At 46.5% G+C, this 12711-nt stretch carries 11 protein-coding genes; 3 read left to right on the forward strand and 8 right to left on the reverse strand.

The features are described from left to right. Positions 1-100: 100 nt before the first annotated feature. The 8 genes from EHV08_RS07755 to EHV08_RS07790 form a co-directional block, all read right to left on the reverse strand. Positions 101-1573, reverse strand: a complete 1473-nt coding sequence (locus tag EHV08_RS07755) for a polysaccharide biosynthesis C-terminal domain-containing protein (protein ID WP_126678771.1) — start codon at positions 1571-1573, stop codon at positions 101-103. A 57-nt stretch (positions 1574-1630) separates the two neighbouring features. Next, positions 1631-2863 (reverse strand): nucleoside recognition domain-containing protein, encoded by a 1233-nt coding sequence (locus tag EHV08_RS07760; RefSeq protein ID WP_126678772.1) that lies wholly within the window; start codon positions 2861-2863, stop codon positions 1631-1633. A 224-nt stretch (positions 2864-3087) separates the two neighbouring features. Continuing rightward, on the reverse strand, positions 3088-4050 hold the full coding sequence (locus EHV08_RS07765; protein ID WP_126679455.1) for a M28 family peptidase: 963 nt from the start codon (positions 4048-4050) through the stop codon (positions 3088-3090). 71 nt (positions 4051-4121) lie between these two features. Next, complete coding sequence (locus tag EHV08_RS07770; RefSeq protein ID WP_126678773.1) at positions 4122-5876, reverse strand: membrane dipeptidase; 1755 nt, start codon at positions 5874-5876, stop codon at positions 4122-4124. Between the two features lie 102 nt (positions 5877-5978). Further along, on the reverse strand, positions 5979-6446 hold the full coding sequence (locus tag EHV08_RS07775; protein ID WP_126678774.1) for an Lrp/AsnC family transcriptional regulator: 468 nt from the start codon (positions 6444-6446) through the stop codon (positions 5979-5981). Between the two features lie 3 nt (positions 6447-6449). Beyond that, entirely contained in the window at positions 6450-7361 is a 912-nt protein-coding gene (locus EHV08_RS07780; RefSeq protein WP_126678775.1) for an FKBP-type peptidyl-prolyl cis-trans isomerase, read from the reverse strand. Positions 7362-7564: 203 nt separating this feature from the next. After that, positions 7565-8443 carry an FKBP-type peptidyl-prolyl cis-trans isomerase gene (locus EHV08_RS07785; protein WP_126678776.1) on the reverse strand — a complete coding sequence of 293 codons (879 nt, stop codon included), beginning with the start codon at positions 8441-8443 and terminating at the stop codon, positions 7565-7567. A 116-nt stretch (positions 8444-8559) separates the two neighbouring features. Beyond that, the gene (locus tag EHV08_RS07790) at positions 8560-9165 is read right to left on the reverse strand and encodes an FKBP-type peptidyl-prolyl cis-trans isomerase (protein WP_126678777.1); all 606 of its coding nucleotides are present in this window, start codon (positions 9163-9165) and stop codon (positions 8560-8562) included. Between the two features lie 241 nt (positions 9166-9406). On the opposite strand from EHV08_RS07790, the gene EHV08_RS11550 reads away from it, so the two are divergent. From EHV08_RS11550 to EHV08_RS07800, 3 genes are all read left to right on the forward strand, one after another. Further along, positions 9407-9784 carry a hypothetical protein gene (locus EHV08_RS11550; protein WP_203227062.1) on the forward strand — a complete coding sequence of 126 codons (378 nt, stop codon included), beginning with the start codon at positions 9407-9409 and terminating at the stop codon, positions 9782-9784. A gap of 32 nt (positions 9785-9816) precedes the next feature. Next, complete coding sequence (locus EHV08_RS07795; protein WP_238988042.1) at positions 9817-11229, forward strand: peptidase; 1413 nt, start codon at positions 9817-9819, stop codon at positions 11227-11229. A 434-nt stretch (positions 11230-11663) separates the two neighbouring features. After that, entirely contained in the window at positions 11664-12581 is a 918-nt protein-coding gene (locus EHV08_RS07800; protein WP_238988091.1) for a PDDEXK nuclease domain-containing protein, read from the forward strand. Positions 12582-12711: the final 130 nt, after the last annotated feature.

The raw sequence follows: 12711 nt of genomic DNA on the forward strand, positions 1-12711 counted from the left end.
ATCTTTATTAAAGGAGTTTATGAGTAGGGGAGTATGGTATTTAGGTATTGTCCGATTCTCTCCACCACTACGTTCATTCTCTCTTATTCTCTCCTGCTCCTCAATTCTTCCTCCTTTTTCTTAGTGGCAAATCCCTTTTCACCACCATTGCTGTGAAGATAAGCACTAAGATGGTGTTCACCGAAAGTGCTGCCCACATATTCAGATTACTGTTGCTGACGCTTATTGCGGCATATAGCACTATTGCAATGCCGACGTATAAGAGTATCTCGCCCACCGGATAGTTGATGGGGTAGTACTTCTGTCCGATGAAATAAGACAAGAGCATCGACACTGCGTAAGCCGCAAAACCGGCCCATGCGCATGCCATGTAACCGAAGTGGGGTATCAGCAGTATGTCTATCGTTATGAGCACCACTGCCCCTATGCCGGAGAAATAAGCCCCCCAAATGGTGCGGTCGGTGAGTTTATACCAGAACGAGAGGTTGAAGAACACGCCGAACATTATCTCGGCAGCCATAACTATGGGCACCACACGCAGTCCTTCCCAGTAAGTCTTGCCGATGATGAACCTCAGCACATCCATATAACCCATTACGGCAAGGAATGCAAGTAGGGTGAATATGACGTAATATTTCATGGCCTTGGCGTATGTTTCGCGCTTATCGGCATCCTTATTACCGAATACGAAAGGCTCGTAAGCGAAGCGGAATGCCTGCGTTATCATCACCATTATCATCGCAATCTTTATGCTTGCGCCGTATATTCCGAGTTGTGTGCGTGCTTCTGCCACGCTGCCGTCATAAAAATGCGGGAACAATATCTGCGATGCTGCTTGATTGAGTTGCCCTGCCAGTCCCATCACGAGCAATGGCCAAGCGTATGAAAGCATTCTGAGGCACGCTCCCTTGTCGAACCCTACTGTTATGCCGCGCAGTTCTTTATATAGCAACAGCAGTGTGAACGCCGAGCATAAGATATTGATATAGAACACGAAAGCCACATCGAGCGTGAAATTACTGTCGTAAATCCCGAACGGATTCAACTCCAATGCCGGTAAGACAACAAGGTATAACAGGTTGAGAATGATGTTCATGCCGATGTTGGCAATCTTCAGTACGGCAAACTTAATCGGTCTGTGCTTTATTCTCAGATAGGCGAACGGAATAGCAGTGAAGGCATCCATTGCCACCGTTGCATACATCACGGCGACGTATTCGGGGTGGTCGGCATATCCCACAGCTGATGCAATGGGTGTCAGGAACAGCAAAACGAGTGCCGTTGAAGTGAGCGAAGTGAAGCCCACCATGCGCAATGTCGTGGAATATATACGTCCGGGCGACTCCCCCTCCTTTGTCATAAAGCGGAAGAAAGCAGTCTCCATGCCGTATGTGAGCAGTATTATTATCAGCGACACATAGGCATATACGTTGGTTATGATACCATATTCGCCACCCGACGCGGCAAAACATTCCGTCTGTATGGGCACCAACAAATAGTTGATGAAGCGTGCCACGATACTCGGAAGTCCGTATATGGCAGTATCTTTTGCCAGTGATTTCAGATTAGCCATTTCCCTTTGTCTTTTTTTCAGTACTCCAAAACTCCTTCAGTCCTTGTTTCTCGCTCCTCATCCAAAGAACATATACCCGATGAATATCGCCGCAATAATACCTGCAAGGTCTGCAAGCAGTCCGCATGTAACGGCATGTCGGGTGTTTTTTACCGCCACACTACCGAAATATACTGCAAGTATATAGAACGTGGTGTCGGTGGAACCTTGGAAAATGCACGATAATCGACCCACGAAAGAGTCGGCTCCGTAAGTGGTCATCGTGTCCACCATCATGCCGCGTGCACCACTTCCGGAGAGCGGTTTCATGATAGCCGTGGGCAGTGCCGCCACGAAGTCGCTGTCTATTCCGCATAAACCGATGAGCCATCCGATGCCGTCGATGACCAGATCCATTGCTCCCGATGCGCGGAACACCCCGATGGCAACGAGTATTGCCACAAGATAAGGAATGATTCTCACGGCAGTCGAGAAGCCGTCTTTTGCCCCTTCGATGAACGATTCATATACGTTTGTTTTCTTAACAATGCCCGCTATGATAAACACCACAATGATTGTCATGAGCAGAATATTGGCAGCCGACGTGCTTATGGTGTTCATCGCGGCCTTATCGATGGTAGAGAATCCCCATATTATTGCGGCCACGACAAGCGACAGTCCGCCGAGTGTCAGCAGCATTACTTTGTTCAGCAGGTTTATCCTTTGATAGAGCGATGTCACGATAACACCGGTAAGTGTCGAAAAGAATGTGGCAAGCAGTATGGGCACGAATATATCGGTGGGCTGTGCAGCCCCAAGTTGTGCGCGATACACCATCACCGACACCGGGATGATTGTCAGCCCTGACGTGTTCAGCACCAAGAACATAATCATCGGGTTGCTCGCCGTATCCTTCTTTGTGTTCAGTACCTGCAACTGTTCCATTGCTTTCAGTCCCAATGGAGTTGCGGCATTGTCAAGTCCCAGCATATTCGCCGCAATGTTCATGAATATGCTTCCCGTCACGGGGTGCCCTTTCGGAACGTCAGGGAACAACTTGCAGAATACCGGTGACAGCACACGGGCGAAGGCATTGATAACTCCGCCCTTCTCACCAATCTTCATAATGCCGAGCCAAAGCGATAATACCCCGGTCAGTCCGAGTGAAATCTCGAAGGCGGTCTTGGACGATGAGAATGTGGAATCCATCATTGCAGGGAATACTTCAACATCGCCAAAGAACAATAATTTTACTATTCCTATGACGAAAGCAATGATAAAAAATGCAATCCAAATGTAATTAAGCACCATACCGAGTGCAAAGATACTGCAAGACAAGCAAATAAAAAAGAAAATATCATGTTTTTTTGTTTGTCGCGAAGTAAAGACTCGGCCTGCAATTGCTATTTCAAGGTAAACGTTGTAAAACTCCAATCCGACTTAAACCACAATAGGTCATTGACGCGTAAATATATAAAGATTAAGAGCAGGGATGTGTGCTACATCTCTGCTCTTAATTCTATGCTTCATGATGTTCAGTTGTCTGAAAACAAGACTTGAATCAATGTCTGGCCAACCGCTTTGAGAGTGTTGTGGTCGATGTGGCTCATGTCATCGCTGATGGTATGCCACGTCGGGCCGAAGGAACTCTGTTCGCAGTCGGGATAATGAGCAATGATGTCGGCAGTCGGTATCTTCATGTTTTCATTCACGGGTATATGGTCGTCGGTTACGTAACCACCGACCTTGTCGGGGAAATAACTTCCAAAGCCCACAACCTTTGATGCGGCATGTATCTTCTTCACTATCATAGGTGCAAAATTTATCGACATGCCCTCTTGGTAGAACTGTGCACCTTGTCCGCCTACCATGTCGAGCAATATGCCATACGTCGCTTCATAACCGCTACGATGCGGATTCTTCGACCAGTACTGCGCCCCCAATGCCCATGTGTCGCCAGGATCGGGTACGTCACTCCACTGCGGCATGCCATAATCTTCGGCATCGAAGCAGACAAAGTCTATGCCCATGTTGAGCGAGTCGGCCTTGTTCACTATACGTGCTATCTCTAACATCATCGCCACTCCCGATGCTCCGTCGTTTGCTGCCATCACCGGCGTATGCCGGTTGGCAGAGTCAGGGTCGTTGTCAGCCCACGGCCTGCTGTCCCAATGTGCGCACAGCAACACGCGAGTGCTGTTCTCCGGTTTGTAGGAAGCAATGATGTTGGTGCATTTAAGAGTCTTCCCATCCCATGCTTTGATGTCGAACTTCTGTTCTGTCACGGTGCAACCGTACTGCCGGAACCGGTCTGCTATCCATTTCCCGCATTTGTCATGCGCCTCCGAGTTCATCGTTCTCGGCCCGAAGTCGCACTGAACCTTGCAGAAGTTATAGGCACTGTCGGCGTTGAAGTCGGGTCCCACCGGTGTCTGTTTCACGAGTGTTTCCCCATCATTGGTCTGCTTGTTGGTGCTGCATCCGTACATCAATGGCATGAATATGATTACCACACACACGGCGAAAGCAAGCCCTGCTGTTTTTAACTTATTACATATATACATGGTGTTCATTTCTTTGTTGCTGCTGATTGTACTTGTGTCATCACCCTGATCCAGTTTCCGCCCCATATCTTCTGTATGTCGCGTTCGCTGTATCGGTGTGCCATGAGGTGGCGGGTGAAGTTTATCATCTCCGACGCATCTGCCATACCGCGCACTCCACCGTCGCCATCGAAGTCGGTTCCTATTCCTACATGGTCTATCCCCATTACATCAATGGCATGTTCAAGATGCCTGAGAGCATCTGTCACGGTGGCCTCGCCCTGCGAACGGAGGAATCCCGGATAGAGCGTTATCTGTGCCACGCCACCCTTGTCGGCAAGCACGCGCAACTGGTCGTCGGTGAGATTGCGCGGATGATCGCACAATGCGCGACAGTTGCTGTGACTGCACACCACCGGCAGGCGACTCAATTCTGCCACATCATAGAATGTCTTCTCGCCGGCATGCGAAAGGTCTATCATCAGTCCGTAGTCGTTCATCTCCCTCACAACATCTCTACCGAACTTGCTCAGGCCGCCATGCGTGTTGCATCCTTTGGCTGAATCGCAGATGTCATTGTCCCCATTATGGCAAAGGGTAATATATACCACGCCACGCTGTGCGAAGTGACGCACGTTCTGAAGGTCGTGACTGAGTGCCAATCCGTTCTCTATGCCGAACATCACCGACCGTCTGCCCTTCCGCTTATCTTCGTAAAGGTCGGCAGCGGTGCGTGCAATACTCAGATAATTGCGGTTGTTCTTCACTATCTCTTCTATCTTGTCGAAGATAAGGTCGGCATATTGCGTAGGACCTGCCACATCGAAAGCCACCTTTTGCGAGAACATCTCCCCAATCTTGGGCTGTGGAAGATAGGCCGCCATTATCACCGCGTCCTGCCTGCCCTCGGTCATCTTATGCAGGTCGTAGAGTATTCTTGGGTCGCGTTGTCCGAAGTTTATTCCTTTCGGGAAGAACATCGGGGTGTCGCAATGGGTGTCGAGCGTAAGCACGCGGCTGTGTATCTGTTTGGCGAGATAGAAATTCTCGGCCTCTTCTACAAGCCACCTGAACAGCGGTGCGCCCTCCGGCAGCCATTCGGGATGCCACTGCACACCGAGTATCGGTTTGTATTCGCTGCTCTCTATCGCCTCTATCACACCGTCGGCGGCACGTGCCGACACGTAGAAACGCTTACCCGGGTCGGCCACTGCCTGATGATGAATACTGTTTACGAACAACTTTTTCTCGCCATCGAATATCCGCTGCAACACTGTTCCCGGCTCCACATTCACACTATGTGTCAGTTCTTCGCGCGGCGCATCTTGCGAATGTTTTATGTTCGAGATCACATGCTGCTGCACTTTCCCGTCGAGTGCCACCACCAATGTCTGTATGCCGCGGCATATTCCGAGTATCGGTATCTGTCTGTTGTATGCCAGTCGGGTGATGAGAAGTTCCGGAAGGTCGCGCATGCTGTTGATGTTGCTCAGATTCGTCACCGGCTCTTCTCCTGCCCATAGCGGGTTGATGTCGGCCCCGCCGGTAAGCATCAGTCCGTCGATATGTTCCAGTGTTGACACTATAACATCTCTGTCATCCACCGGAGGTATCAGCACCGGTGTTCCGCCTGCTTCCACAACAGACAGGTAATAACGGTCTGCAAGTCGCGCATCACGCTCTGCATAGTTTGTCGTGATGCCTATCACAGGCCGGCGTTTGCCCTCCGGATACTGCGCATAGAATTTCTCCAAATGGCATTTCAAGTCGTATGTGCGCATGTTTTCTTTGTTTTGTTTAACCCAAATCGTTCATCAGAGTCCTTGACTGATTTTGTTCGCTTGTTGAGCAGATGTGCTGACGTTCTAATTACCGATTGGAATTTATTTTCCCTCGGTTACTACCGGCACTTCCCTCTTGATGCTTTGTTCGAGCGAAATGAGCGTTTCCGTAGCCACAACTCCGTCAATGCTCTGCATCTTGTTGTTGAGCAAGTCCATGAGTTGTCCGTTGTCGCGTGCGTATAGTTTCACAAGCATTGTGTAAGGCCCCGTAGTGAAGTGACACTCCACTATCTCCGGGATATGCAGCAGTCGCTCAACCACCGTCTTATACATACTCCCGCGTTCGAGCGTAATGCCCACGTAGGTGCATGTGTTGTAGCCGAGCGACTTCGGGTTCACGTCGAAACCACTGCCTGTAATCACCCCGTTTTCAATCATGTGTTGAACGCGTTGGTGAATGGCGGCACGACTCACGCCACACTCTGCTGCCACATCCTTGAATGGCATGCGTGCATTGCTTGAGAGGAGGCTCAATATCTTAGTATCGAGCGCATCTATTTTCTCCATTCCTTAATCGTTGTTCTCGATGCCCAATATCTCTACGTCGAAGATGAGCGTGGCATAAGGCTTGATGTCTTGGCCTGCACCGCGCTGTCCGTAAGCAAGGTTCTGAGGAATGAACAACTGCCACTTAGAGCCTACCGGCATCATTGTGAGAGCCTCTGTCCAGCCTTTTATCACCTGATTTGGTTTGAAAGTAACGCCTGTGGCATCATGTCTTGCACTGGCATCGAACACTGTTCCGTCGATGAGTCGTCCCTCATAGGTTACGCGCACCTTGTCGTCTTCCTTCGGCACAATGCCCGTTCCTTCCTTCAACACCTTGTATTGCAGTCCGCTTGGCAGAACCACCACACCTTCTTTCTTGGCATTCTCGGCAAGGAAGTCTTCGCCTGCTTTCTTTACTCTTTCGTTTGCTTGCTCTTTCAACTGCATCATCTTCTCGCGCGAAATCTGCTGTGCCTGTTCGTTTGTAATCAGTGCCTGTTTATCGCTTATTCCGCTTACGAATGCCGAGAGGAATGCGTTGCGGTCGAAAACGAGTGTCGCGTCGGCAGCCTTGATGTCTTTCTCCATCGATGGAATCATTGTTTTTGACACCTGTAATCCTATCGAATGGCCTGCAAAGCGTGCCGCTTCCTCCTCTGTGAGTTGTGTGTTTGCCACACTCAGGAATCCCTCGATGAAAGCGTCCATATATGTAGTATCCACCTTTAGTTGGTTTGAGATGTACGATTTCAGTCCATTGCTCTGTGAGAATCCCAGTGCATAGCACAGAGAGTCGATGCCGTTTGTCAGAATCACCGGTTGCAATGTCGTAGTCTTGCAGTTCTTGTTTTTCTTGTCTTTCTTGGCTGCTGTCGCCGTTGTGACGGTCGCACCGGCAATGATGAGCATTGCCAAAAGTAATGTCTTTTTCATGTTTCTATTTCGTTTTTTATTGTTAAACTCAAATCGGTCATTTGAGTCTTTGACTGATTTTGTTCGATTGTTGAGCAGATGTGCAGCCGTTTCATCGAAAGCGTAGCGGGCTACGGCGAGATGTAATGGCAGCGAAGATGCCGGTAAGCGGACTAAAGCAGTTAAGGACTCTAATGACCGATTTGGGTTAAATTAGTGTTTTCTTATTTCTTTTCTCCCAGCGAAACGAGTTCAATCTTGAAAACGAGAGCCGAGAATGGCTTTATCTGGCCGGCCTCACGTGGTCCGTAAGCCTGATCCTGAGGTATGCAAACCTCCCATACGCTGCCCACAGGCATGTGGAGCAAAGCCTCGGTAAATCCGGGGATTACCTGATTTACGCGCATCGGCACTGCCTGTCCGCGCTGGTAAGAACTGTCGAATACTGTTCCGTCGATGAGTTTTCCCTCATATTGCAGAGTGACTAAAGAGGTGTCTTTAGGCAGAGGACCGTTGCCCTCTTTGATAACGGTGTAGTAGATACCCTTGTTGAGTTTCTTCACACCCTCTTTCTTTGCATATTTGGCAACAAACTCTTCGCTCTTTTTCTTGTTGTCGCCATACTGCTTCTCCATGCTCACGGCCTTGATTTTGTCCATCTTTACCTGCACGGCCTGCATAGCCTGCTCTTGGGTCATGAGTCCCTTGCCACCCTGAACGGCTGTGGCAAAACCTGCCATGAAGTTCTTCAGAGAGATTGTCTGTGTGGAGTCGTCGCCGAAGAGTTCCTGATTGATGCCCTTCACCATTTGGTTGCTGATCTGCTGACCAATCTGCAGACCTGCCATATAGGCATTCTTTTTCTTGTCGTCACCGGCATTCACACCCTCGTTCACACCCTTGAGGAAGTCGTCCATATAAGCGGTGTCAACGCCGAGGCGCATTACGAGATAGTCCTTCAGACCGTTTGTCTGTGCCATACCGATGGCATAACTCAGAGTGTCGAGGTCTGTTTTGAGGTCGGCTTTTGGTGCCGCGTTGTCACAAGCCGTAAAAGAAGCGGCAGCAATGGCAATTACAGCCACGAAAGATAATTTTTTCATTGTTCTGTTTTTTTTATTTTTATTGGTTTATTTTCTTTTGTTTCCGATGGATTTCTGACTGACATTAATATGCCGGCCGTCAGCAGCCACGATATGTGAACAGTATGCCGTAGGCGTTACAGCACCTCAAGCAGTTCTACATCGAACACGAGTGTTGCGAATGGAGGAATGCTTGCACCTGCTCCGTTTTCGCCGTATGCCAGTCTGTAAGGAATGAAGAAACGTGTTTTTCCACCCTCTTTCATCAACTGCAGTCCCTCGGTCCAGCCCACAATCACACCGTCGAGTGGGAATACTGCCGGCTCGCCGCGCTGAACGCTCGAGTCGAACACTGTTCCGTCGATTAGGAATCCCTCATAGTGGCAGCGCACTTGGTCGGTAGCCTTCGGCTGCTTGCCGGTGCCTTCTTTCAGTACGGTGTACTGCAAGCCGCTTTCTGTGGTTGTCACTCCTTCTTTCTTGGCATTCTCTGCGAGATATTTCTCACCCTCTGCCTTTGCCACCTTGCCTTTCTCTGCACGCTCAGCCTGCAATTTCTGCTCCTGTGCCGCAAAGTGTTTCTGCACGATTTCTTGTGCCTCGCGGTGTTCCATCTTCAGTGGTTTGTTCTCTATTACATCTCTGATTGCGTCTGCAAAGTCGTCGATGTTCAAGCCTTCTATGTTCATCTGTGCCAACTGTCGGCCTATACCGAGTCCGAGCCCATAACTAAGTTTGTTCATTCTTTTGCTTTAAAAATAAGATTGTTAATATAAATATAGGTTGCAAAAGTAGTAATAAAATTCATTACATGCAAACAATAATCTGTTTATTATAATCATTTAGCAATCTTTTCTATGACGAAAGATATGCCATGGAAAACCAATCCGGGCGAAATTGCAAAGCAAAATGGGCGAATTTGAAAAGTAATTTCGCCCATTTTGGTCAGCAATTTCGCCCATTTTGCTCTGCTAAACATATGCTTTGGGAAACCCGAAGAGAAACCATTTGGTTTTCTTTAAACCCAAATTAGTCATTAGAGCCTTGACTGATTTTGTTCGATTGCCGGCAGCACATCTGCCGGCAATCGAACAAAAGAATTATGGAAGCATTACATCAATAGCAAATCTAAGTAAATGTGTTATAATTAAACATCAGGTAATAGAAACTATGGCAGGAGCGTTAGCAATTCATGTCCTTGCTCTTCTAATCGCACCATCAAAGAAATACATTAAGAAATATTTGGTATTAAGAAATAAATTTACTATATTTGCAAAAGTTAGATACATTAATCTATACAGAAAAACAAATATCCTAATCAGCAAACAAATGCCCGATCCTCCGATTTGGCGTTGGCTTTAATGGGTAGTTTCAATAGTGAGATATTACTAACAATGAAATCAAAAATACTAAAGAATGTGTATGCAACCATCGCTGCACTGTTCATCGCACTGTTCGCCATGCCCACCATGGTGCAGGCAGAGACTTACGACCTTAAAATTTGTGGCACGGCTGTAACTTCTGACAACTGTAACGACCTTTCCGTGATTGAAGGTGTAAGAGGAACGGTAAAGTACGACCCGGTCAACAAGGTTCTTACGCTGCAAGATGCTACAATCAGTAGTTCTGACTACAATGCCATTGTTTCGTTCATCGACGACTTGACGATAAAGGTTATTGACAGAAACCACCTTGAAACTACAGACAAAACAACTGTCATTGCCTATAAGCCGCTGAGTATCACAGGTGACGGATTACTTGAAGTGAGAAGCGTTGACGACAGTGCTATTATTTTAGAGAGCACCAACCTCACCATCCAAGACTGTGCCGTGAATGCTGAAGGTGGGAAATGGGGCATAGCGGGAAAGTATGGCAATAACGAGAAATTGTCTGTCATAAATGCTATGGTAAAAGCCATAGGAAAAGAATGCGGTTCTATCTGCCACATCGCCGAGTTATATCTGGAGGACTGTAATATTTTTGAGCCTTCAATAGCATGGTTTAATGAATCAGAGCACGCTGTAGTTATGAACGGAGAAATAGTAAAAAGCGAGGTGATGATACTGAATTATATGGTATATAACCTTAAAATCTATGGCGAGTATGTAACTTATGTAAATTTTAACGACCTTTCTGTGATTGACGGTGTCAGCGGAACAGTGAAGTATGACCCGATTGCCAGGGTTCTTACGCTGCATGATGCTACAATCAGTTGTTATAGCGGCGATGCCATTCATTCTAACATTGACGGCTTGACGATAAAGATTATTGGTACAAACAACATTACAACAGAAAACAGTTCAACTGTTAAAGCCTATAAGCCGATGAGTATCATAGGCAGCGGAGTTCTTAATGTGAAGAGCAATGCCGAATGTGCTATTTATGTAGAAGGAACCGATCTTACAATCGAAAACTGTACCGTGAATGCTGAGGGTATAGATTGCGGCATAGCAGGATTAGAGGGAGAAAACGAGAAGTTGACCATCAGAAATGCCAAGGTAACAGCCTTAGGTACAGAAAAAGGTTCTATCCGCGACTTCTCCGAACTCAATATGATAGGCTGTTGCATCACCGAGCCTATGGGAGCATGGTTCAGTAAATCAAAGCACGCTGTAGTTCTGAATGGAGAAATAGTAAAGAGCAAGGTGGTGATTGATGAAATTCCTGCCGGCGTTGAAACTCCTGTTTCCGACAATACAGGCGTACAAGGCACATATACCCTTAGCGGTATCCGCCTGTCCGGTGAACCGGAAGACCTTCCAAAGGGCGTTTACATCGTGAACGGTAAGAAAGTAGTGAAGCCATAGATAAGGCTTGCAGGGGTACGGAACATCGAATTCTTAGACTCTATGAAATGTCAGCACATCTGCTCAACAATCGAACAAAGTCAGTTTGGGGCTCTAATGACCGGTTTAGGATTAAAATTCTTGTAAAATCCGTAGATAATACAGAAAATTTGTATATCTTTGTCCTCGGTAATCATAGCGAATTTTGTTTGTGTTTTATTGATTTAGAACACTATAAAGTGTACAATGATTTCCATAGATTACCAAATTTTATGATGAGTTTTTATCTCGACTCGCGTATATTTTATAAGACTCGATATGGAGAATAATGATATAATAAAGCAAACGTTAGGTCAACTGCAAGCCAATGATCCCGAATATGTGATACTTGTCTCACAAATCTCAGATCTTGGGGGAATGCAAAGAATAAGGCTGTATATGCGGTAAATGCAGAACTGCTCGTTGCAAACTGGCTAACCGGTCAGTATATTGTTGAGTTTGAGCAAGGGGGTAACGTTAAGGCAAAGTATGGAGATAGGTTATTGGCTAATCTATCCAAGGACTTAACACGGCTAAAAGGTCGTGGATTCAGTCGCTCGAATCTTACATACATGCGTAAGTTATATCTGTTGTTCCCAAAATGTGAGACGCTGTCTCACAAATTGACTTGGAGTCATTACTTTGAACTTCTCAAATGTGATGACCCTATGGAGATGCATTTCTATATGAAAGAATGTATCAAAGAGGGTTGGAAAGTCCGAGACCTGAAGCGTCAGATTAACTCTTCTCTCTTTCAGAGGCTTGCTCTCAGTACAGACAAAGAAGGTGTACTTGCTTTAGCAAATGAAGGACATCAAGTTCTGTCGGCATCTGATATTATACGCGATCCATATATATTAGAGTTTACTGGCATTCCACAACAGAAACACTATAAAGAGTCAGAACTCGAGGAGGCTTTGAAAGTTAATATGGAGAAATTCCTGTTAGAGTTGGGAAGAGGCTTTGCATTCATGGGACGCCAGTATGTCATACTGATAGGAAGTAGGCGGTTTAAGATTGATTTGGTTTTCTATAATGCGATTCTGAAATGCTATGTTTTGATTGATTTGAAACGAGCAGAAATAAAGCATGGAGATATAGGTCAGATGAATCTGTATCTGAACTATTTTAAAAATGAGATTTGTCAGCCAGACGATAACCCACCAATTGGTATTGTTTTGGGAGCAAAGAAAGATGAGTTGTTGATGGAATATGCTCTTCAAGACATAGATAACCAATTATTTGCTGCACGTTATCAACTCTACCTGCCTAATCGCGAAGAACTTCAAACTCAATTAGATTTGTTGCTTGATAACACAAAAGAAAAGAAATGAATATACTCGAGTTCTTATCCGGAACTTACGTAACATATTGCCTTGATAATAAAATAGTTGTATTTTTCTGAAGGTTTTTGAGATACTTCCTAAGTAAATCGAAAAAGTGTAGCTTAACATTTGATTGTGG

The sequence above is a fragment of the Prevotella koreensis genome, assembly GCF_003977605.1.
GTDB classification, from domain to species: Bacteria; Bacteroidota; Bacteroidia; order Bacteroidales; family Bacteroidaceae; genus Prevotella; species Prevotella koreensis.